Source organism: uncultured Maribacter sp. (assembly GCF_947500405.1).
GTDB lineage: Bacteria > Bacteroidota > Bacteroidia > Flavobacteriales > Flavobacteriaceae > Maribacter_B.
In genome coordinates this window covers 159,281-183,436 of record NZ_CANMRY010000007.1, presented here as the reverse complement: position 1 = coordinate 183,436, position 24,156 = coordinate 159,281, and the positions used below count along the sequence as shown (strand labels likewise).

Annotated in this window: 21 protein-coding genes; 18 read left to right on the top strand and 3 right to left on the bottom strand. The window is 31.3% G+C overall.

Annotation, left to right across the window (positions count from 1 at the left end):
* Positions 1 to 51 precede the first annotated feature (51 nt).
* Both Q0945_RS11465 and Q0945_RS11460 read left to right on the top strand, forming a co-directional pair.
* Entirely contained in the window at positions 52 to 1,152 is a 1,101-nt protein-coding gene (locus tag Q0945_RS11465) for an acyl-CoA desaturase (protein ID WP_299434648.1), read from the top strand.
* Between the two features lie 15 nt (positions 1,153 to 1,167).
* Entirely contained in the window at positions 1,168 to 2,358 is a 1,191-nt protein-coding gene (locus Q0945_RS11460; RefSeq protein ID WP_299434647.1) for a pyridoxal phosphate-dependent aminotransferase, read from the top strand.
* Positions 2,359 to 2,413: 55 nt separating this feature from the next.
* Here Q0945_RS11460 and Q0945_RS11455 read toward each other — a convergent pair whose 3' ends face one another.
* Both Q0945_RS11455 and trkA read right to left on the bottom strand, forming a co-directional pair.
* Positions 2,414 to 3,904: a potassium transporter TrkG gene (locus tag Q0945_RS11455; RefSeq protein ID WP_299434645.1), complete on the bottom strand. Its 1,491-nt coding sequence runs from the start codon at positions 3,902 to 3,904 to the stop codon at positions 2,414 to 2,416.
* Between the two features lies 1 nt (position 3,905).
* A complete protein-coding gene (gene trkA / locus Q0945_RS11450) occupies positions 3,906 to 5,255 on the bottom strand; it encodes a Trk system potassium transporter TrkA (protein WP_121069013.1) in 1,350 nt (449 codons plus the stop codon).
* Between the two features lie 257 nt (positions 5,256 to 5,512).
* Between trkA and ubiE the strand changes: the two genes are divergently transcribed.
* Entirely contained in the window at positions 5,513 to 6,241 is a 729-nt protein-coding gene (gene ubiE / locus Q0945_RS11445; protein ID WP_298488673.1) for a bifunctional demethylmenaquinone methyltransferase/2-methoxy-6-polyprenyl-1,4-benzoquinol methylase UbiE, read from the top strand.
* A gap of 21 nt (positions 6,242 to 6,262) precedes the next feature.
* Positions 6,263 to 7,018 (top strand): porin family protein, encoded by a 756-nt coding sequence (locus Q0945_RS11440; RefSeq protein WP_299434642.1) that lies wholly within the window; start codon positions 6,263 to 6,265, stop codon positions 7,016 to 7,018.
* A 6-nt stretch (positions 7,019 to 7,024) separates the two neighbouring features.
* Here the strand turns inward: Q0945_RS11440 and Q0945_RS11435 are convergent, their stop codons facing one another.
* Positions 7,025 to 7,684, bottom strand: coding sequence for an RNA methyltransferase (locus Q0945_RS11435; RefSeq protein ID WP_366136289.1), 660 nt, complete (start codon positions 7,682 to 7,684; stop codon positions 7,025 to 7,027).
* 93 nt (positions 7,685 to 7,777) lie between these two features.
* Here Q0945_RS11435 and Q0945_RS11430 point away from each other — a divergent pair, with 93 nt between their 5' ends.
* From Q0945_RS11430 to Q0945_RS11365, 14 genes are all read left to right on the top strand, one after another.
* Positions 7,778 to 10,357, top strand: a complete 2,580-nt coding sequence (locus Q0945_RS11430; RefSeq protein ID WP_299434638.1) for a BamA/TamA family outer membrane protein — start codon at positions 7,778 to 7,780, stop codon at positions 10,355 to 10,357.
* A gap of 151 nt (positions 10,358 to 10,508) precedes the next feature.
* Positions 10,509 to 11,576, top strand: a complete 1,068-nt coding sequence (gene fbaA / locus Q0945_RS11425; protein ID WP_299434636.1) for a class II fructose-bisphosphate aldolase — start codon at positions 10,509 to 10,511, stop codon at positions 11,574 to 11,576.
* A 36-nt stretch (positions 11,577 to 11,612) separates the two neighbouring features.
* A complete protein-coding gene (gene accD / locus Q0945_RS11420) occupies positions 11,613 to 12,476 on the top strand; it encodes an acetyl-CoA carboxylase, carboxyltransferase subunit beta (protein ID WP_299434634.1) in 864 nt (287 codons plus the stop codon).
* Positions 12,477 to 12,630: 154 nt separating this feature from the next.
* Positions 12,631 to 12,900, top strand: coding sequence for a 30S ribosomal protein S15 (rpsO, locus tag Q0945_RS11415; protein ID WP_298488683.1), 270 nt, complete (start codon positions 12,631 to 12,633; stop codon positions 12,898 to 12,900).
* Positions 12,901 to 13,109: 209 nt separating this feature from the next.
* Complete coding sequence (locus Q0945_RS11410; RefSeq protein WP_299434699.1) at positions 13,110 to 15,356, top strand: polyribonucleotide nucleotidyltransferase; 2,247 nt, start codon at positions 13,110 to 13,112, stop codon at positions 15,354 to 15,356.
* A gap of 276 nt (positions 15,357 to 15,632) precedes the next feature.
* Positions 15,633 to 17,003, top strand: coding sequence for a glycosyltransferase family 2 protein (locus Q0945_RS11405; protein WP_299434619.1), 1,371 nt, complete (start codon positions 15,633 to 15,635; stop codon positions 17,001 to 17,003).
* A 312-nt stretch (positions 17,004 to 17,315) separates the two neighbouring features.
* Positions 17,316 to 18,179, top strand: a complete 864-nt coding sequence (locus Q0945_RS11400; RefSeq protein WP_026811703.1) for a sigma-70 family RNA polymerase sigma factor — start codon at positions 17,316 to 17,318, stop codon at positions 18,177 to 18,179.
* 249 nt (positions 18,180 to 18,428) lie between these two features.
* The gene (locus Q0945_RS11395; RefSeq protein ID WP_299434617.1) at positions 18,429 to 18,965 is read left to right on the top strand and encodes a hypothetical protein; all 537 of its coding nucleotides are present in this window, start codon (positions 18,429 to 18,431) and stop codon (positions 18,963 to 18,965) included.
* Between the two features lie 35 nt (positions 18,966 to 19,000).
* A complete protein-coding gene (locus Q0945_RS11390; protein WP_299434615.1) occupies positions 19,001 to 19,219 on the top strand; it encodes a VF530 family protein in 219 nt (72 codons plus the stop codon).
* A gap of 2 nt (positions 19,220 to 19,221) precedes the next feature.
* Complete coding sequence (locus tag Q0945_RS11385; protein WP_299434613.1) at positions 19,222 to 19,674, top strand: tRNA (cytidine(34)-2'-O)-methyltransferase; 453 nt, start codon at positions 19,222 to 19,224, stop codon at positions 19,672 to 19,674.
* A 76-nt stretch (positions 19,675 to 19,750) separates the two neighbouring features.
* Positions 19,751 to 20,410 (top strand): ribulose-phosphate 3-epimerase, encoded by a 660-nt coding sequence (rpe, locus tag Q0945_RS11380; RefSeq protein WP_299434611.1) that lies wholly within the window; start codon positions 19,751 to 19,753, stop codon positions 20,408 to 20,410.
* Positions 20,410 to 21,369 carry a YpdA family putative bacillithiol disulfide reductase gene (locus Q0945_RS11375; protein ID WP_299434609.1) on the top strand — a complete coding sequence of 320 codons (960 nt, stop codon included), beginning with the start codon at positions 20,410 to 20,412 and terminating at the stop codon, positions 21,367 to 21,369. Before rpe ends, Q0945_RS11375 begins: the two co-directional genes overlap by 1 nt.
* 141 nt (positions 21,370 to 21,510) lie before the next feature.
* Positions 21,511 to 23,478 (top strand): ATP-binding protein, encoded by a 1,968-nt coding sequence (locus tag Q0945_RS11370; RefSeq protein WP_299434607.1) that lies wholly within the window; start codon positions 21,511 to 21,513, stop codon positions 23,476 to 23,478.
* Positions 23,468 to 24,112: a response regulator transcription factor gene (locus Q0945_RS11365; RefSeq protein WP_299434605.1), complete on the top strand. Its 645-nt coding sequence runs from the start codon at positions 23,468 to 23,470 to the stop codon at positions 24,110 to 24,112. Before Q0945_RS11370 ends, Q0945_RS11365 begins: the two co-directional genes overlap by 11 nt.
* Positions 24,113 to 24,156 lie beyond the last annotated feature (44 nt).

The following is a 24,156-nucleotide window of genomic DNA, read 5'->3' as shown; positions in this document are numbered from 1 at the left end:
TTATAACTTCCCAACTCATAATTTAAGTTACCTTTGTAAAAAAAATATACTATGGAAAAAACAACAATACGGTTTTCCAGAAAAGATTCTACTGACTTTTTTAAAACTCTTAACAAAAGAGTAAATACATACTTTAAAGAAAATAAAATAAAGAAAACAGGAAACTGGAAATTGCATTTAAAAACCGCAATCATGTTTGCTATTTTCTTAGCTCCATATTTTGCAATTTTAACTTTAGGATTACCCAATTGGGCAAATTTAATTTTAGCAGCTGTAATGGGAGTTGGTATGGCTGGCGTTGGTATGAATGTTATGCATGATGGTAACCATGGTTCTTATTCTAACAAAAAATGGGTAAATAAACTTATGGGAGGAAGCATTTATATACTTGCCGGAAACGTTTATAATTGGCAAGTACAACATAATGTATTACACCACACCTATACGAACATTCAAGGTCATGATGAAGATTTAGACGCTGGAAGAATTCTACGTTTCTCTAAGCATGCAGAATGGAGAAAGTATCATAAATTTCAACACTATTATTCTATTTTTCTTTATGGTTTATTAACTTTTAACTGGGCTATTACAACAGATTTTCAACAAATGTATAGGTATACAAAAAGAAAACTGTCTTACGGGGAATTCCCAAACCCAATAGCAAACTGGAGCAAGCTAGTTATTTTTAAATTAATATACTTAACACTTTGGATTGTTATTCCTTTTATAATTCTAGATATTTCTTGGTGGAAATTATTACTTGGTTTCTTTGTAATGCATTATGTAGCAGGAGTAATTTTAAGTGTTGTTTTTCAATTAGCGCATGTTATAGACGATGCAGAAACTCCTTTACCAGACGACAAAGGAAACATAAAAAATACTTGGGCAATACACCAGTTACTTACAACAGTTAATTTTGGAAATAAAAGTAAAATAATAAATTGGTTCACAGGCGGACTTAACCACCAAGTAGAACACCATATTTTCCCAAATATTAGCCACATACATTACACAAAAATTGGAGAAATTGTTAAACAAACGGCAAAGGAGTTTAATTTGCCATATAACGAATATAAAACAACAAGAAAAGCTATAATTTCGCATTTTAAACATTTAAAAGAGTTAGGAAAAAAACCTGCTCTACAGTATTAGAAAATTTTTTATTTTATGAGTAATAATTTATCCGACAGAATTAACAGCTTAGCTCCTTCTGCAACCTTAGAAATGGCTGCAAAAGCTCGTGAATTAAGAGCCGCTGGAAAAGATATTATTGGCCTTAGTTTAGGCGAACCAGATTTTAACACCCCAGATTACATTAAAGAAGCTGCAATCAAAGCTGTTAATGATGATTATAACTCCTACACTCCTGTAGATGGTTATGTAGAATTAAAAGATGCTATTATCACTAAATTTAAAAGAGATAATAACATTACGTACAATCCCTCGCAAATAGTTGTTTCTACTGGAGCAAAACAGGCATTGTATAACGTTGCTCAAGTTAGCCTTAATAAAGGTGATGAAGTTCTTTTACCATGCCCTTACTGGGTAAGTTATAGTGATATTGTAAAGCTAGCGGATGGTGTTCCTGTAGAAATAGAAACTTCTATTGAGAATGATTTTAAAATGACGCCAGCACAATTAGAGGCTGCTATTACACCTAAAACAAAAATGCTTTGGTATAGCTCTCCTTGTAATCCAAGTGGTTCTATTTACAGTAAAGAAGAATTAAGAGCTCTTGCTGATGTTCTTAAAAAGCATCCTCAAATTATTGTGGTAAGTGATGAAATTTACGAACATATAAATTACGGAGTAACTGCACATGCTTCTATGGCAGAATTTGAGGATATGTATGACCGTACAGTTACCGTAAATGGTGTAGCAAAAGCATTTGCCATGACAGGATGGAGAATAGGCTATATTGGAGCTCCTACCTATATTGCTAGAGCATGTAACAAACTACAAGGACAAGTTACAAGTGGTGCAAATTGCATAGCTCAAAGAGCTGTTATTACTGCTCTAGAAGAGCCTGTAAGCAGAATACAATACATGGTAGATAAATTTAAAGAGCGTAGAACTTTAATTTTAGGCTTACTAAATGACATAGAAGGCTTTACATGTAATGAGCCAGAAGGCGCATTCTACGTTTATCCAGATGTAACTTTCTTTTTTGGAAAAACTTTAAATGGAACAAAAATTAATAACGCTTCGGACTTTTCTATGTACTTATTAGAAAATGCTAATGTTGCTACTGTTACTGGAGATGCTTTTGGAAATGGAAATTCTATAAGAATATCTTACGCTGCTAGTGAAGAACAAATTATTGAAGCTATAAAGAGAATTAAAGCTGCTATTCAGTAGTCTTAAAACTCCAAACTTAAAAAAAAGTCCTGCTTAATGAGCAGGACTTTTTTTATTACGTTTTCTTCCAGAAATAAGGTGTAAATAATATTAAAACCGTAAAAAGCTCTAACCTACCCACTAACATTAAAAAACCGCACCACCATTTTCCTAAAGCTGGGAGTCCATTAAAATTACTTAAAGGGTTTAATTCTCCTAATCCAGGTCCCACGTTACCTAATGATGTTGCCGCGCCACCAACAGCCGAAACAAAATCTAATCCCATTGCCCCTAATACTAATGCTCCAATAATAAAGAGCAACATATACAGAACAAAAAAGGCAATTATATTATATACAAAATGCTCTTTAATTGTTTTATCATTATAGCGTACTGGTATTATTGCATTTATATGTAATGTTCTCTTAAACTCTAACAATCCGTTTTTTATAATTAACAAATGCCGCATTACTTTTATTCCTCCTGCTGTAGAACCCGCAGAACCACCTAAAAACATTAACCCAAAAAAGAATACTGTTAAAAAAGGTGTCCAATTAGTAAAATCTGCAGAAACAAAACCTGTAGTGGTTATAACCGCTATAACTTGAAATAAAGAGTGCCTAAAAGAACTTTCTGTTACGCCTAAAACTTTTGGGTGGTATTCAGAAATTGGAACATTTGCTTGGTAATAAATTACAAGTGCTGCTATGATAGAAAATACCAATATGAATATAGAATAGAATTTAAATTCTTCATCTTTAAGAACTCGCTGTATTTTTCCTTTAAAAGCAAAATAACTTAAAACAAAATTACTACCAGCTAAAAACATAAATAGTATAATAATATATTGTATTAACGGAGAATCATTCCAATATGCTAAACTCGCATTTTTTGTAGAAAAACCTCCTGTAGACAATGTTGATAAGGAATGATTAACAGCATCAAAAAAAGACATACCCGCTAATTTTAATAGTATAGTTTCCGCAGCTGTATACCCAACATAAATATACCATAACCGTTTAGCAGTATCTGTTATTCTAGGGTGCAATTTATCTGCATTTGGGCCAGGAGCTTCTGCAGAAAATAACTGCATACCTCCAATTCCTAATAAAGGTAATATTGCTATTGCAAGAACAATAATTCCCATTCCACCAATCCAATGCGTTATGCTACGCCAAATTAAAATACCTTCTGGCATTGCTTCAATATCATCCAATATAGAAGCACCTGTTGTAGTATAACCAGATATTGTTTCAAAAAAAGCATTGGTAACATCTGGAATAGCTCCAGAAAACAAATAAGGTAGCATACCAGAAATAGACATTACAATCCAACCAAAAGTAACTATAATATACCCTTCTTTTCTTTTTACTTCTTTTTTATGATCTCTAGTATAGAACATAAAAAAAGTACCAATAAACATACTTGTTATAGAGGCCAATGTAATACCTAAGGTAGCTCCATCTTTATATATTCCACTTACTACTGCTGCAACAAGCATAAATAAACCATTGAACAATAATAGCAAACCCATTAAATGGAATATAATTTTTGAGTTTAATTTCATGCTATAAAAACAATCTTTCTATTCTTCCTATTACTTTTGGCAAACAACATACCACTACCCTATCTCCTGCTTTAATTTCAAAACCTCCTAAAGCAATAATACCCTTACCATCTCTAACAACACCACCTATGGTAGCCGATTTAGGAAAATCTAATTCTCTTATTATAGTTCCTGTAACTTTAGAATCTGGCTTTACAACAAATTCCAAAATTTCTGCATTTAAATTGTTTAAACGCATAGTTGCAATTACTTCTCCTTTTCTAATATGACGGAAAATATTATTCGCCGCCAATAGTTTTTTATTAATAAGTGTATCTATACCTATAGAATGTGACAATTGGAAGTAATCCATATTTTCTACAAGCGCAATGGTTTTTTTTATCTTTTTAGATTTTGCGACTAAACAAGACATTATATTGGTTTCAGAATTACCTGTAACTGCTATAAAAGCATCCATAGATTCTAAACTTTCTTCCTGCAAAACTTCTACATTTCTACCATCACCATTAATTATAAGAGCGTTTGGTAAATCGTCCGCTAAATCAAAAGCCTTTTCTTTATTTTTTTCTACCAGTTTTACATTAAATCTACTTGCACATAAATCTCTGGCAGTCTTAAATCCTACTTTACTCCCACCAAGAATCATTACATTCTTGATTTCTTCTTTTTTCTTTCCAGTTAGCTTATACAATTCATCTACACCCTCACTAGTAGTAATAAAATAAACTTGATCGCCTTCTTTAAAAACCGTATCTCCTCTTGGTATTACAGTAAATTGTGTTCCTAACCTTTTTAAGGCTATTGGCATAAAATGCAGTTCTGGAAATATCTTTGCCGCTTCTTTAACCATTTTACCAACAAATGGCGCAGTTTTTAATAGGGAAACCCCTATCATTATTAGCTTCCCGTCTTCAAACTCATAGGTGTCGTTAAAGGCAGATTTATTAAGAAGTAATTGTATCTCCTCTGCAGCTAAAGCTTCTGGAGAAATAAGCTCATCAATCCCTAATTCAGAAAACTTTAAAATGTCTTTATTTTTAATAAACTCCGTGTTAGAGATTCTTGCAATAGTTCTTTTACAACCTAATTGCTTTGCTAATACACACAAAGTTATGTTTGTTGTTTCTGAAGAGGTTACTCCAATTACTAAATCGGAGTCTTGTACCTGTGCATCCTGCAAAAGAGAAATAGATGTTGCATCGCCTTTAATTACACGAATATCTAAATGACTATCCGCATACGCTAAGCTATCCTTTCGGGTATCTATTAGCGTAATGTCTTGGGATTCGTAGGAGAATAATTTTGCCAAATGAAACCCCACTTCACCAGCTCCCGCAATTATTATTTTCATTTAGTACTTATGTAGTTTAGCATAATAAGAACATTTGTCCTTTCTAAACAATTAGAGAACAATACCTTAAATGGTATTTTTATTTCAAGAAGGTTCATTTTACTACAATTTTGCAAAAATGCATTGCAAAATTACATAATTTTATTGGTTGCTATACACTTTAACTCTTTAAAGAACATAAGATTACTTGCTTTTATTGTATAAATAAAGATGTACTTGCTTATTCCTAAATTGTATATTTGCCAAAAATTGAAAAAATGACCAAAAGGGTTACACCATACAAAGACTCTGACCTAGGAAAAAAAGAACAGGTTACGCAAATGTTTAACAACATCTCTAAAAACTACGATGGCTTAAACCGTGTAATTTCTTTTGGAATTGATATTAAATGGAGAAATAGAGTTGTTGCTATTTTAACCAAAAACAAACCAAATTCTATTTTAGATATTGCAACTGGAACCGGTGATTTAGCAATAAATATGGTAAAGACTGGCGCTTCTAAAATAGTTGGATTAGATATTTCCCCTGGAATGTTAGAAGTTGGAAAAGACAAAATTAAAGATAAAAAACTAGCAAACACCATAGAAATGGTGGTAGGTGACAGCGAAAATTTACCATTTAAGGACAACTCTTTTGATGCTGTTACTGTTGCTTTTGGTGTTCGTAATTTTGAAACTCTAGAAAAAGGATTAGCCGAAATTTTTAGAGTATTAAAACCAAATGGTTCTTTTGTTGTTTTAGAGACTTCAGTTCCTACAAAAACACCATACAAACAAGGCTACAGTTTTTACACAAAAAGAATATTACCGCTTATTGGAAGAATCTTTTCTAAAGACCGTTCTGCTTACGCTTATTTAAGTGAATCTGCCTCTGTTTTTCCTCATGGAGAAAACTTCAACAATATTTTACGCAAAATTGGGTTTATAGATGTAGTTAATAAACCTCAAACTTTTGGTGTTGCAACAATATATGTTGCTACCAAATAGCCAATAAAGGGCAGTGAAATTATGGCAATAAAAGTATTTTATACTACATTAAAAAATAAATTCTCATTAAACAGCATAAGAAAGACGTTGCTCTTTTCTTTGTTATTGGGATTGTTTTTTATTTCTAATAATTTATCAGCTCAATTTAATGAGAAACCTGTTCTTAATTTAGAAACAGAAGACGAACCATTATTAAATTGGGGGTATTATTTAGGTTTTAATCAATATGATTTTAAATTTAGCTATATAAATAATGCTCCAGATATTCTAGTAGAAAAAAGCATAGGCTTTAATGTTGGATTAATTGGGGAACTACGCCTAAACAACCATTTAGACCTTAGATTTGAGCCTGGGCTATCATACACCTCTAGAAATCTTGGATTTACCGGTTTTACTGAAAAAAGAGATGCTATAAGAGAAGTAAAATCTACCTATATTAATTTTCCATTGTTACTAAAAGCCAGTACCAAAAGACTTGGAAACTGGAAACCTTATTTGGTTGGTGGTGTTTCTACTTCCATGAATTTAGGAAGTAACGAAACTAGTTTAGATGATAACTCTGCCGGCACCTTTAGAATGAAAAAATCGGTATACAACTATGAAATTGGTTTTGGTATAGATTTTTATTTAGAATATTTTAAATTCTCCCCATCTATACGCGGTGTTTTTGCATTAACAGATGAACTAGTTAAAGATGTAGACCCTAATAGTCCTTGGACTGGGAATATTGACATGATGCAAACTAGAGGGCTTTTTATAAACTTTACTTTTGAATAGTTTCTTTTAAAAACTACTTCTTCGTATTTCATTTAATAAAATTGAGGTTGCAGTTGCTACATTTAAACTTTCGGTGGTAGATGTACCAAACTGCGGAATTGCAATTTTATTAGTACAACTATTTTCTATATTTTTAGAAATGCCGTTGGCTTCATTACCCATTACCAAAACACCTTTCTTAGGCAAAGTTTGTGTATAAACCACCTCTCCATTCATAAAAGTTCCATAAACAGGTATATTACACTCTCTTAAAAAGGAAGAAATATCCATATAGGTAATATTCACTCTTGTAATAGACCCCATTGTAGCTTGCAAAACTTTAGGGTTATAACAATCTACCGTAGTTGCAGAACAAATTAAGTTTTTTATCCCAAACCAATCGCATAATCTAATTATTGTACCCAAATTTCCTGGGTCGCGAACATCATCTAAAACAACTACCCAATCTTCCTTATCAATTTTTGAAGGCTCTGGAATATAAAAAACTCCTAAAACAGAACTAGGGTTTTTTAAAGAGCTAATTTGACTTAACTCTTTAACACTTATTAGGTCGCAAATTCCCCCAATTTCTTTTTTATAATTTTCATCGGTACTAAACACTTTATAAGTCCTTATTTTAGAAGCCAATAACTCGTTCACCGTTTTTTTTCCTTCTACAACGAACATTTTATGCTCAATTCGGCATTTTTTTTGCTGTAGACTTCTTATAAGTTTTATTTGGCTTTTAACAACCATACAAATAATGTATTTTTGATTTCTATGAGGATTTTGTGGCGCTTTAAAAAAAACATTGCTAAAATAAGCTTATTATTTTTTGCTATAGCAATTACTTCCTGCAATGCATTAAAAAGAGTTGGAGACAATGATTTGCTGCTTACAAAAAACAATGTTTATACGAATAATCAAAAAATAAACGATGAAGATGTAGAAAGTCTTATTGTTCAAAAAAAGAACAGCACCATATTGGGCTACCCTCTACGTCTAAACCTATACAATCTGGCTAAAAAAAATCCAGATTCCTCTTTTCAAAATTGGTTATATAAAAAAGAAAAAAGAGAACAAAGACTGGTTAATCTATTATCCCAAAAACAAGTTAATAGACTTGGAGAATCTTTTATAGTAAAAGGAATGAGTGTTTGGTTAAAAAACATTGGAGAAGCACCTTCTATAATTGACTCTTCTAAAACAACTAAAACATTAGAAAGACTAAGCGCTTACTACGATACCAAAGGCTATTTTAACAACAACACTACTTTTGAAATAGATTCTAGTAAAAGAAAAAAAAGAGCCGCTATTAATTATAAAGTAGCTTTAGGAAAGCCTTTTAAATTAGACTCTGTTTCCAAAAAAATTACTTCTACGGTAATAGATTCTATTTACTTAGCTCATAAATCAAATTCTTTTGTCAAATCTGGCCAACAGTTTGATTTAAATAACTTTAATAACGAAAGAGAAAGACTAACCTATATTTTTAGAAATAATGGTATTTACAATTTTCAAGAAAGTTCTATTAGTTATGATATAGCCACCGATACTACTAAAATTGCTAATGACCAATTAATGAATGTAGAATTAGTTATTGCTGGTCTTAAAGTAAGAGGAGACAGTGCCATAACTACATCTAATTATAAAATTTCAAAATTTAACAAAGTCAATATTTATACCGATTATTTATATGATGGTGAAGAAAACAATCAACAATCTATAGAGTATAACAATTATACCATCTATTATAAAGACAAATTAAGATACAAACCCAAAACACTTGTTAATGCTATTTTTTTTAAAAAAGATAGTATTTATAGAGACATAGATAAAATAAGAACTTACAGACAAATTACTAGTTTAAATGTTTTTAAGTACCCAAGTATAAATTTTGACCAAGAAAATAACACCCTAGATGCCAATGTATACTTAGCTAGCAGGTCTAAGTACGCTTTAGAAACAAATTTAGAAATAACAAGATCTAATATAAGAAGATTAGGTGTTGGTTTTGGAAGCTCCTTACTAATGCGTAATATCTTTAACGGGGCAGAAACACTTAGCCTATCTGCTAAAGGAACCTTTGGATTATTAAGTAACTCTACACTTTTAGATAATTTTTTCTCTGAAATAGGCGGTGATATTAATCTTAATTTTCCTAGAATTTGGCTTCCGTTTATTAATACGGATAAAATAATTCCTAATTACTTTTTACCACAAACAAGAGCAACAATAGGAACAAGCTTTCAAAAAAATATAGGTTTAGATAAACAAACATTTAATACCATTCTCGGTTACAATTGGACTCCGTCAGATTTTAAACAAAATACTGTGGAACTTCTAAACATACAATATGTAAACAATAAGAATACAAATCGCTTTTTTGAGGTTTACCAAAGCTCCTATAACAATCTTGATAAAATAGCTGATAATTACGAAACACTACCCGAACTAAGTAATTTTTTTAGAACTGAAGATGGGAGTACTAATACTGCTCTAACAATCCCTGAAGGTACAAATGGCTTCATGAATGCTGTTCTAAATAACGAAATTGCCACTACTACCGAAGATAAAGACAATGTTAGAAGCATTAAAGAAAGACAAGAAAGGTTAACTGAAAACAATTTAATTTTTGCTAGTAACTACACCTACTCAAAAAACAATAAAAAAGGAATCACGGATAATAATTATTATCAATTTAGGTTTAAACTAGAAAGTGCAGGTAATTTTTTGTCTGGACTATCCTATCTTACCCCATTTAAAGAAAATGATGATAAACAGCTTCTTGTTTTTAATGTACCCTACTCTCAATATATTAAAACCGAATTAGATTATATTAAGTATTGGGATCTAAACCAATCTAACGTATTAGCTTTTAGGAGTTTTACAGGAATTGCGATACCTTACGGAAACTCAGAAAACATCCCTTTTGTTCGCAGTTATTTTGCTGGTGGTTCTAATGACAATAGAGCTTGGTTTCCATACTCTCTGGGGCCAGGAAAAACAGATGCAATTAATGATTTTAACGAGGCTAACTTTAAAATTGCTTTAAATCTTGAATACAGATTTCCTGTTTTAGGAAATTTTAATGGCGCTATTTTTGCTGATGCTGGAAACATTTGGAACGTTTTTGATAATGTAGAAGACCCCAATGCTACCTTTAATGGTATAGAATCTTTAAAAGATATTGCTTTAGGAACTGGTTTTGGAGTACGGTATGACGCTACTTATTTTATTTTTAGAGTAGATTTAGGGTTTAAAACCTATAACCCAGCCGAAATAACCTCAAAAAGATGGTTCAGAGACTATAATTTTGCAAATTCGGTACTTCAAATTGGTATTAATTACCCATTTTAAACTCTTATTTGTTTTTTTTTAACAAACGCAAACGTTATAGACTATTTATACACACTAAACTCCTTGTTTACAAACAAAAAGACAATTACCTATGAATAATTTTTAATACTTTTGTTACTCAATTTTTTTTTAAACTTTTAACAAATAAAAAATGGCTCACAACATAAAACCAGGAGTTGCAACTGGAGATCAAGTTCAAGAAATTTTTAATTACGCAAAAGAAAAAAGATTTGCTCTACCAGCTGTAAACGTTATTGGATCAGACACTATTAATGGTGTATTAGAAACTGCTGCAAGTTTAAATGCTCCAGTAATTATTCAATTCTCCAATGGGGGAGCTCAATTTAATGCAGGTAAAGGTCTTTCTAATGAAGGTCAAAATGCTGCTATACAAGGAGCTATTGCAGGAGCAAAACATGTTCACCAATTAGCTGAAGCTTATGGAGCAACAGTTATTTTACATACAGATCACTGTGCTAAAAAATTATTACCATGGATAGATGGTCTTTTAGACGCTAGTGAAAAGCATTATGCAGAAACTGGAAAATCTCTTTTTAGTTCTCATATGATAGATCTTTCTGAAGAACCTTTAGAAGAAAATATAGAAATATGTAAAGGATATCTTGAGCGCATGAGCAAAATGGATATGACTTTAGAAATAGAATTAGGAATTACAGGTGGCGAAGAAGATGGTGTAGACAATTCTGATGTAGATGATTCTAAATTGTATACACAACCAGAAGAAGTTGCTTATGCTTATGAGGAACTTTCTAAAGTAAGCCCTAGATTTACAATTGCTGCCGCTTTTGGTAATGTTCACGGTGTTTATAAGCCTGGAAATGTAAAATTAACTCCAAAAATTCTTTTAAACTCTCAAGAGTATATATCTAAAAAATACAATGTAGAGCATAATCACATAGATTTTGTATTCCATGGTGGATCAGGATCAACTGTAGAAGAAATTCGTGAAGGTATTAGCTACGGAGTAATAAAAATGAATATAGATACAGATTTACAATATGCATTCTTAGCAGGGGTAAGAGATTATATTCAAGATAAAAAAGATTACTTACAAGGACAAATAGGAAACCCTAAAGGGGCAGATGAGCCTAATAAAAAATTCTATGACCCAAGAGTTTGGTTACGTGAAGGAGAAAAATCTTTTGTAGAAAGATTGAAAAAAGCCTTTGAAGATTTAAACAATGTTAATACATTGTAGCCCCAAAGTAAATCTAACAACACCTAATTTGAAAATATGACGGCTTGGTTTAAAAGAACAGAAAAAGGAATACAGACCTCTACAGAAGAAAAGAAAGACACTCCTAAAGGACTGTGGTATAAGTCCCCAACAGGTAAAATTGTAGAATCTGATGAGTTAGCCAAAAACTTTTACGTAAGTCCAGAAGATGATTACCATGTAAGAATTGGTAGCAAAGAGTACTTTGAAATTCTTTTTGATGAAAATATATTTGAAGAGCTTGATGCAAAATTAAGTTCAAAAGACCCACTTAAATTTGAGGATACTAAAAAATATTCTGATCGTTTAAAAGACGCTCAAAAGAAAACAGGATTAAAAGATGCTGTGCGTACAGCCGTAGGTCTTTCTTCTGGCAAAAAACTTGTTATCTGCTGTATGGATTTTGGCTTTATTGGTGGCTCCATGGGTAGTGTTGTAGGAGAAAAAATAGCAAGAGGCATAGATTATTCCATAAAAAACAAGATACCATTTTTAATGATATCAAAATCTGGAGGTGCTCGTATGATGGAAGCCGCTCTTTCTTTAATGCAATTAGCAAAAACATCTGCTAAACTAGCACAATTGGCGGAAGCAGGCATACCGTACATTTCTTTATGTACAGATCCAACTACTGGTGGCACAACAGCTTCTTATGCAATGCTTGGAGATATTAATATTTCTGAACCTGGTGCATTAATTGGCTTTGCAGGCCCTAGAATTGTAAAAGATTTTACAGGAAAAGACCTTCCAGAAGGTTTTCAAACCTCAGAATTTTTACTGGAACACGGCTTTTTAGATTTTATTTCACATAGAAGAGATTTAAAAAAGAACATAAATCTATATATAGATTTAATTCAGAATAATAAAGTAAGACTTAATTAGATAAATTAAGTCTTACAAGTAAAAGTGCTACGCAAGTTTATACTAGTGTAGCACTTTTTTTATACTTAGTATAATTTTAATTTAAAAAAAGTTATATTTGCGCCCAGATTGAAAATCAATCTTGTACATAAAAATCATTTAAAATAATATTGGAATGTATTTAACAAAAGAAATAAAAGCCGAAATTTTTGCAAAACACGGCGGAAAAGCAGAGAACACAGGTTCTACTGAAGGTCAAATTGCGTTGTTCACACACCGTATAAACCACCTAACAGGACACCTTAAAAAAAATCATAAAGATTTTAACACAGAGCGTTCTCTTGTAAAATTAGTAGGTAAAAGAAGAAGTCTTTTAGATTATTTAAAGAAAAAAGATATTGTAAAATATCGTGAACTAATTGTAGAATTAGGTATTAGAAAATAATTTTAAAAGGGGAAGCATTGCTTCCCCTTTTTAATATACTCTACTGTTCAAGAGGTAAAACCTAAAATATTTTAGGAAGAACAAACACAAAAAGCTACGTATAGTTTTTCATTGGTCCACACAACAACACAACACACAATTTGTCTAACAAGACAAAAGACCATTGTTTAACACTCATGTAAAAAATAGACATGAGTAAAATCGAATTTATGATTCCAAAAGTATTTAAAGAGGTCATAGACCTTGGGGACGGTAGAGAAATTTCTATCGAAACCGGAAAATTGGCGAAACAGGCACACGGTTCTGTTGTTGTTCAATCTGGAAAATGTATGTTATTATGTACAGTTGTTTCCAACTACAAACAAGCAGATGTTGACTTTTTACCATTAACGGTAGATTACAGAGAAAAATTTGCTGCTGCTGGCCGTTACCCTGGTGGTTTCTTCAAAAGAGAAGCTAGACCTAGTGACGGTGAAGTATTAACAATGCGTTTAGTGGATCGTGTATTACGCCCATTATTCCCAAAAGATTACCATTCTGAAACTCAGGTAATGATTCAGTTAATGTCTCATGACCCAGATGTTATGCCAGATGCTATGGCAGGTTTAGCTGCTTCTGCTGCTATTCAGTTATCAGATTTTCCGTTTGAATGTGCTATCTCTGAAGCTAGAGTAGGTCGTGTAAATGGAGAATTCATCATTAACCCAACTAGAGCGCAATTAGAAGAGTCTGACATTGATATGATGATCGGAGCATCTGCTGATTCTGTAATGATGGTGGAAGGTGAGATGGATGAAATTTCTGAAGAAGAAATGACCGAAGCTATTAAGTTTGCGCACGAAGCTATTAAAGTACAATGTGCTGCTCAACTTAAATTAGCCGAAGCTTTTGGTAAAAAAGAAACGCGTGAATACGAGCCAGAAAGAGAAGATGCTGATTTAGCAAAGAAAATTCATGACATGGCGTACGATAAAGTATATGCTGTTGCCCAAGCAGGTTCTGCTAAACATGAGCGTAGCGCTGCTTTTGGTGAAATTAAAGAAGAAATAATCGCTTCTTTTTCTGAAGAAGAAAGAGAAGATTTTGGTGGATTAATTTCTAAATACTATAGCAAAGCTGAAAAAGCTGCCGTACGTGATTTAACCTTAAACGAAGGTTTACGTTTAGATGGTCGTAAGACTGACGAGATTAGACCAATTTGGTGTGAGGTAGATTATTTACCATCTACTCACGGTTCTTCCATATTTACACGTGGAGAAACACAAGCTTTAGCTACAGTAACTTTAGGTACTAGTAGAGAAGCTAACCAAATAGATATGCCATCGTACGAAGGTGAAGAAACCTTCTATTTACACTATAATTTCCCTCCTTTTTCTACTGGAGAAGCTAGACCAATTAGAGGTACCTCTCGTAGAGAAGTAGGTCATGGTAACTTAGCACAAAGAGCATTAAAAGGAATGGTACCTGCAGATTGCCCTTATACAGTACGTGTAGTTTCTGAGATATTAGAATCCAACGGTTCTTCTTCTATGGCTACAGTATGCGCGGGTACAATGGCAATGATGGATGCTGGTGTTCAATTAAAGAAACCTGTTTCTGGTATTGCAATGGGACTTATCTCTGATGCAGATTCTGGAAAATATGCTGTATTATCTGATATTTTAGGAGATGAAGATCACTTAGGAGATATGGATTTTAAAGTAACAGGTACAGAAGATGGTATTACAGCTTGCCAAATGGATATTAAAGTAAAAGGACTGTCTTATGAAATTCTTGTAAATGCTTTAAAACAAGCTCGTGACGGACGTTTACATATCTTAGGAAAAATTACCGATACTATTTCTTCTCCTAACTCAGGTGTTAAGGAGCATGCTCCTACAATGATTACAAGACGTATTCCTAATGATTTTATTGGGGCATTAATTGGTCCTGGTGGAAAAGTAATTCAAGAATTACAAAAAGAAACAGGATGTACAATTGTTATAAATGAAGACCCTGTTACAGAAGAAGGTATTGTTGAAATATTAGGAACTGGTTCTGAAGGTATTACTGCTGTAGAAGCTAAAATAGATTCTTTACTATTTAAGCCCGAAAAAGGCAGTGTTTACGAAGTTAAAGTAATTAAAATGTTAGATTTTGGTGCTGTTGTAGAATATACAGATGCTCCAGGAAATGAAGTTTTATTACACGTATCTGAACTAGCTTGGGAACGTACAGAAAACGTAACCGATGTTGTAAACATGGGAGATGTTTTTGATGTTAAGTACTTTGGAGTAGACCCAAGAACTCGTAAAGAAAAAGTTTCTCGTAAAGCTCTTTTACCAAAACCAGAAGGGTATGTAGAAAGACCTCCAAGAGATAACAACAGAGGTAGAGACAATCGTGGACGCGATAATCGTGGACGTGACAATCGTAGAGACGATAGAAAACCAAGAGAAAGTAAAAAAGAAGATTAATTCTTAATTTTCTTAAATTATAAAAGCTCAGTTAGTTTACTAACTGGGCTTTCTTTTTTTTAAAATTCAACAAAAAAACATCTAGTTCTTAGCCCAAAAAATATCAAGAAAACTCCTTAATTATTCAATATTGAATTCTCTCTTTTTTAACAACTTTTTAGATTATAAAACTCAAATGTTAGAATATTCATAAAGTATTCATAAAACGAAAAATTAAAAAATCTAAAAGACCAAAGTCTTCGTAAAAGTAGTAGAACAAAATATATAAAAATATTTATGAAAACTAAAAACACTTTACCATTACAATCCAAAAACACTACCGATCCTTGGGGAATTACAGTATTGGCTAGTACATTCTTATTAATGATTGGTGCTATTTATCTAGTTTATGTATTTCAAAGTGATTTTGACCAATTTAATAAAGAAAGATCAAGCTCCATCATAGGGCTAACATTTATGACAATAGCTGGTGTGTTATTTGCACTAAAAGCAGTTTATTTTGCATATATTTTATTTAGATATTTTAAATACAAACCTGTTGCCTCTGTAACTAATGAAGAATTACCAACTTGTACGGTAATAGTACCTGCTTATAATGAAGGTAAACAAGTATATGACACTTTAATAAGTTTAGATAATAGTGATTTTCCAGACCAAAAATTACAAATTATCTCTATAGATGATGGTAGCGCAGATGATACATGGGAATGGATGAAAAAAGCCAAAAACATCTTAGGAGACCGTTTAGAAATATACCAACAACCAGAAAACAAAGGGAAACGCCATGCATTATACCGTGGGTTTAACCTTGGAACTGGAGAAGTTTTTGTTACCGTAGATAGTGATTCTATCGTAGAACCAGAAACTCTTAGAAATTTAGTTAGCCCATTTGTAAATAATGAAAAATGTGGAGCCGTTGCAGGCAACATTAGAGTGTTAAATAAAGCAAAAGCATTATTACCAAAAATGTTAGATGTAAGTTTTGTTTTAAGTTTTGAATTTGTTCGCTCTGCAGAAAGTAGTTTAAATTCTGTATTATGTACCCCTGGTGCTTTAGCTGCTTACCGTAGTACTGCGGTTTTTGCTTGTTTACCAGAATGGATTAACCAAACTTTTATGGGGCAACCATCAGATATTGGAGAAGATAGAGCAATGACAAATATGATATTAAAACAAGGGTTTCATGTTTTATTTCAAAAAAATGCAGTTGCTTATACTAATGTTCCAGAAGAATATACTGGTTTATATAAAATGTTTATTAGATGGGGAAGAAGTAATGTTCGTGAAAACATTCAAATGTCTAAATATGTATTTAAAAACTTTAGAGAAGAAACTAAAATTGGAACTAGAATATTATTTATAAATCAATCTTTAAAAATAATTATGAGTTACCCTTTTTTAATATTCATGTTATTCTTTATACTATCACACCCATTACTCTATATAAGCTCTACCTTATTAAGTATACTTATACTATCCTCTTTTCCTGTTATATTCTATGCAAACAAATATGACTTTAAAGAATCTTTCTGGGCATATTCTTATAGTATTTTATATGCTTTTGGATTATTCTGGATTACACCTTATGCTATTGCAACTGCAAGCAGAAGAGGTTGGTTAACAAGAGGATTACCAGAAAAAAAATAATATTTTTTCAACATAAAATTGCTAGTTTTTTTATCTCTATGAGGTATTAAAGGCTAGCAATTTTACTTTATAATTAATATTTTAATGCTTCAAGGTTATTTACTTTACAAAATAAAATCTCCCTAATTATTCCTTTTTTGAAAGCTAAATACACTTTTACCGACTAATATTTATAGGAAGCAAAACAAAGAAAAAACCTTTTTTTCTTACCGTTTAACTAAAAAATGGATTTTTTTTAATGCTTTTGTAACATTCGTAGCTTTTTTACGTATAAGTATATGCAGTCTATGCAAATGAACTTAATTTTATTAAATGAGACAGCTTAAGATTACAAAACAGGTTACCAATAGGGAAACCGCATCTTTGGATAAGTACTTACAAGAAATTGGAAAAGTAGACCTTATTACTGCAGATGAAGAAGTAGAATTGGCACAACGCATCAAGGCAGGCGACCAGATCGCTCTTGAAAAACTTACAAAAGCCAATCTAAGATTCGTAGTATCGGTTGCTAAGCAGTACCAAAACCAAGGCCTTACTCTGCCAGACTTAATCAATGAAGGAAACTTAGGATTGATAAAAGCGGCACAACGTTTTGATGAAACTCGTGGATTCAAATTTATCTCTTATGCAGTTTGGTGGATTCGTCAATCTATCCTACAAGCATTAGCAGAACAATCTCGTATTGTTCGTTTACCATTGAACAAAATTGGTTCAATAAATAAAATAAATAAAACTTTTGCATTTTTAGAGCAAGCGCATGAGCGCCAGCCTTCACCAGAAGAAATTGCAAAAGAATTAGACATGACAGTTGATGATGTAAAGCAGTCTCTTAAAAATTCTGGTCGTCATGTATCTATGGATGCTCCATTAATCGATGGAGAAGATTCTAACCTTTATGATGTACTTCGTAGTGGAGAATCTCCAAATCCAGATAAAGAATTGTTGCATGAGTCATTACGTACGGAAATAGAACGTGCTTTGGAAACATTAACTCCAAGAGAAGCAGATGTTATCCGTTTATATTTTGGCTTAGCAGGTCAACATTCTATGACCTTAGAAGAAATTGGTGAAACTTTTGACCTTACAAGAGAAAGAGTTCGTCAAATTAAAGAAAAAGCTATTCGTAGATTAAAACATACATCTAGAAGCAAAATATTAAAAACGTATCTTGGTTAAACAAGACACTTATTAAAATTATATTGCAAAATTTTAACATATTGGAAATTTGGCATATTAATTGTAATTTGTGAAACGTAACAACAGTTTATCATGACTGTTCGTTTTTTGATTGATGAATAAACTCCGGCTGATTACCGGAGTTTTTTAATTTTAGTATTTTTATATAATTAAAAGTATCTCTTTTATATTTTAATTTCCAATCATCAAACATCTTATTTTACTAAAAAATAAAGTCAGTATTTTAAAATGATTAAAAAAATATTATTTTACTTCCTTCTTTTCTCAATTACTTATATAAATGCTCAACATTTAGCTATTGATAAAATTGATGAGTTTACAGAAAATAGAATCATTAAAGTAAATGCATCATCTGGAAAAAAATGGAAAATGTCTGATGATGTAGCCGAAGGGTTAATGAAAAGCCTTTTTATTTCTACAAAGCACGAAAGAACAAATAAAGAATACTTAACAAACCTAAATTTTGATATTACTATTGGATCAACTATTTGCGCAACAAATACAGATGGAAAATCCATCATATTATTAAAAGACAAAACCAAAGTTGAATTAAAGCAAGTATCTAAAATAGATTGTAATCAAAGAATAGTAATTCAGTACTTTTTATCACTAGAAGATTTAGCTATATTATCTGAAAAAATAATATCCAAAATAAGAATTTACGCAACAGACGGATATATAGATTTAACAATAAAAGAAAAGAAAGAAAATCTAATTAAAGAACATTTCGGACTAATACTAAATAAAATACAATCTTATAAGTAATTTAAAAACGCCAACATTTTTTCATCAATAACAACATGGAAAACCAACCTAACAATCCATTACACGGCATTAAACTCAAAACCATTCTAGAAGAACTAACAAACAAATACAGTTGGGAAGAATTAGCTAACCAAATAAATATAAACTGCTTTAAGAGCAACCCATCTATAAAATCTAGCCTAAAATTTTTAAGAAAAACACCATGGGCTAGAGAGAAAGTAGAAAAATTATACCTTCATAGTCTTAAAAAATAAATATGGCATTTAATATTGTTCTTATAGAACCAGAAATACCAAACAATACGGGTAATATTGGTAGGTTAAGTTTAGGAACAGGATCTACATTACACCTTGTAAAACCATTTGGCTTTGAACTCAGTGATAAAAGAGTTAAACGCGCAGGTTTAGATTATTGGCAGCACTTAAATGTAATTATTTACGAAAGCGTAGAAGACTTTTTTTTGCAACATAAAGATAAAGAAATGGCTTTTTTATCTAGCCATGGAGAAAAAAAACATTGGAATATTCCTTTTAAAAAAAATATGTTTCTTGTTTTTGGAAAAGAATCTGTAGGGTTATCAAAACAAATTTTAGAAAGCAACAAAGAGCACCTTTACAAGATACCATTATATAGTGAACATATACGAAGTTTAAATATTGCCAATGCAGTTAGTATTGTAGTTTATGAAGGTTTACGGCATTTACAGTAAATACTATTCTTAAACACACTACTAAAAAGTATACATTTCCGTATTTTTGTTATTAAACTAACAAAGGTATTTTCTAATGAGCAAAACAAAAATTGCCCCATCCCTATTGGCTGCCGATTTTGGCAACTTACAACAAGATGTTGAAATGGTTAATAACAGTAATGCAGATTGGCATCATATAGATGTTATGGATGGTGTTTTTGTTCCTAACATCTCTTATGGCATGCCTGTTTTAAAAGCTATTCAAAAACACGCAACAAAACCATTAGATGTTCATTTAATGATAGTGGATCCAGATAGGTATATTAAAACTTTTGCTGAATTAGGTGCCGCTGTATTAACCGTACACTACGAAGCTTGCACACATTTACACCGTTCTTTGCAAGCAATTAAAGCAGAAGGTATGTTAGCCGGAGTGGCATTAAACCCGCATACAAATGTTTCGCTTTTAGAAAATCTTATACAAGATATTGATGTAGTTTGTTTAATGAGTGTTAATCCTGGTTTTGGCGGGCAATCTTTTATAGAAAACACATACAATAAAGTAAAAGCACTAAAAGAATTAATCACTAAAAAGAATGCAAAAACCTTAATAGAGATTGATGGTGGAGTTACATCAAAAAATGCTGCTGCTCTTACAAATGCTGGTGCCGATGTATTAGTTGCTGGTAGTTTTGTTTTTAAAAGCGAAAATCCTACACAAACAATTGAAGAACTAAAAAATATAGCCGGGTAATGCATTTTGATGTTATCATAATTGGTGGTGGACCTATAGGGATAGCTTGCGGATTAGAAGCCCAAAAAAAAGGGCTTACCTATCTTATTCTAGAGAAAGGACCCGTAGTTAATTCTATTTTTAATTACCCAACCAAAATGCAATTTTTTTCTTCATCAGAAAGATTAGAAATTGATAACATTCCTTTTATATCTACAGAAGTAAAACCAAAAAGGAACGAAGCATTAGAATATTATAGAAGAATAGTTACAAGTAATTCTCTTAACATACATTTATTTGAAGAAGTACTTAACATAGAAAAAGAAGAAAATTTCTCTATTAAAACTACAAAAAACAGCTATACTTCTAGTAAAATTGTAATTGCTACAGGTTTTTATGACGTTCCTAATTTATTACATATTCCTGGAGAAAACCTACCAAAAGTAACACACTATTATAAAGAACCTCATTATTACTCCAGACAAAAAGTTGCCGTTATTGGCGCAAGTAATTCTTCTGTAGATGCTGCTTTAGAATGTTGGCGTAGTGGTGCAGAGGTTACTTTAATTATTAGAGGAAGTGAAATTGGTTCTAGGGTTAAATATTGGGTACGCCCAGATATACTTAACCGTATTGAAGAAGGCAGTATTAAAACCTATTATAATACCAATATTACTAAAATAACGGAAAACGATATAGAAATTAATACTAATGGAAAACTACAATATCTAAAAAATGATTTTGTAATTGCATTAACAGGATACAGACCCAACTTTAAGTTATTAGAGCTTTTAGGAGTAAACTTATCTAATGACGAAAAGAAAATACCGCAATATAACCCAGAAACCATGGAAACTAATATAACTGGAGTCTATCTTGCTGGTGTAGTTTGCGGTGGTATGGAAACACATAAATGGTTTATAGAAAACTCTAGAATACACGCCAAACAAATAATAAGCAATATATTACAAAATAAATAGTAAATATACATCCCTAAAAACAGGGATATATTTTTTACTACTTAAAGCCTATTTTTTAAATAAATAATATCTCAATTTTGTAATTGCCAAAAACCTTATTGTTTTAGAAAATAAAACTTAAAAAGGTCTATAGAATAAAAAATGAGGAATATAAAACTTAAAATAGGAAAACGTATATATATAAAAAGACTGCTTTTCATATGTATATACCTGTTTTTTATTACTTTAAGTAGCCAAGATAGTACCGCTAATAAAAACCAAATGGTTAATTTTTCTTGGTCTAAAAGAGGTCCTGAAAAATCTTTACAACCTTTTTATGAATTACTAAAAAGTACAGAATATGGCGTACAACGTTTTTCTGTTATAGAACAATTAATAGAGCATCATACAAAAAAGAGTAACACAGATTCCATTTTACATTATGGAAACTTATATATAAAAGAAATTGGAAATTGGAATGAAACAGAGCATATAAAATTAAGACACTACGCTAAAGCACATTACTACTTAGGTACCGGAAGCCTTATGAACGGTCTTATAGATAACGCTATAAAATGGCACATTCAAGGCTTACAAGAATCTGAAGAATCTAATTTTAAAGAATATAATTACAAAAATAAATTGGGCTTATCTAAAAGTTACATTTACCAATTAAAACTAGATAAAGCCATAAAAATACTTCACAAATCTTTAAAAGAATTTTCACCAGAATTTCCTTCGTTAGAAATTAGAAATTCTCTTTTACTAGGAAAAGCCTTTAGATTAAAAAAAGACTATGATAAAGCAGAATCCTATTATAAAGAAGGATTAGAGATTGCTAATTCATTAAACGATTTAGAAATGCAACTAACTATTAAGTTAGACATAGCCAAACTTTTAGAAGCAAGAGGCAATTTTGAAAAAGCTTTTAATGCATATGAAAATACAAGAAATAAAGCTAAGGCTAATAATCTAGACGCTATCTATTATGAAGGTTCTTTATTACTGGCAAAATATTATTACAAAAATGAGCATTATGATGTTGCTCTTATAGGTTTATCTACAGCTTATATAAATGCGATAGATAGTAAAAACCTAGAGTTTCAGAAAGAGTTATTACAAATACAAGCAAGAATCTTTTCCAAACAAAAAGACTATAGTAACGCTTATGCAGCTATTACACAGTTATTTAGAGTAATTAGAAAAATAAACTCCAAGCAACAACGCGAAATAATAAAAGAACTTGAGATACAGTACGAAACTTTAGAAAAAGAAAAAGAGATATCTAAACTAGAAGAAAGGCAAATTAAAAGAGAGGCAGAGTTAGAAAGGCAAAAAACCATTAAATATGCTTTTTTAATAGGGTTCTTAATTATATTAATTCCCGTAACTGCACTACTTTATACGTATTACCAAAAAATACAAACCCAAAGTCTACTATCAAAAAAACAAGAAGAAATAAACCAACAAAAAGTAACAACACTAAAGCAAGAGCAAGAATTAAATCTCATTAAAGCGACTATGGAAGGGCAAGATGAGGAACGCAAACGTATTGCGCAAGAATTACATGATACTATTGGGGGTAATTTAGCAGGTATAAAACTACAGCTTTCTAGTATAAATAATAAACCTAAAGAATTAAACACTATTACAAATCAATTAGATGAAACATATCAGTTAGTAAGAGACATATCGCACACATTAATTCCTAAAAAGTTTAGACAAAATGTATTCACATCTTTAATTGAAGAATATGCCAAAACTATAACTAATACAGGGAAAATACAGGTAGGCTTTTACCCGCACCCAGAAGAATTAATAAATACAATTCCTGATAAAATTCAATCCGAATTATTTAAAATAATACAAGAGTTAATGACTAATACTTTAAAACATGCAAAAGCAGATAAAGTTGATATTCACTTAAATTATATTGAAGATAAATTATCCTTACTTTTTGAAGATAACGGACAAGGGTTTAACACAACAAAACCTTCAGAAGGAATTGGTTTTAAAAATATAAAAAATAGAATAACAGAGCTTTCGGGTAGTATACATATAGATTCTACACCAAAAAGAGGCTCCATAATAGCTATAGAAATTCCTAATACTAACAATCATGAACTATAATCTTATAATTGCAGATGACCATAAAATGTTTATTGATGGTCTTTTAAGTATTCTTAAAGATGCACCAGAATTTAAGGTAACTCTTACTGCTAAAAACGGAGCACAGGTTGCTAAATATTTAGATATTAACGGTGTAGACGATTTAGATTTATTAATAACAGATTTAACAATGCCAGAAATGGATGGTATTGCTCTTAACCAATTGGTGAAAGAAAAATATCCAAAGCTAAAAACCCTAATTGTTAGTATGCATATTGATGGCGTAATGATAGATAAATTAATACGCAATAATGCAGATGGTTATGTTCCAAAAAATGCAGAAAAAGAAGAATTACTTACTGCAATAAAATCTATTATTAAAGGAGAAAAATATTTTTCTCCCGAAATTAAAAGAGCATATACAGATGCCATGTTTAAAAATGAAAAAGCGAAAGAAATTAAACTTACAACAAGAGAAAAAGAAGTTTTAAAATTAATTGCGGAAGAAAATACCACTCAAGAAATTGCCGATATTTTATTTCTAAGTAAACATACTATAGAAAGTTATAGAAAAAATTTAATATCTAAATTAAATGTAAAAAACTTGGCTGGCCTAACCAAAAACGCCATTAAAATGGGGCTTTTAGACGAATAACTCTATAAATCAAATATAGTAACACCCTGAAAACAGGGAGGCAT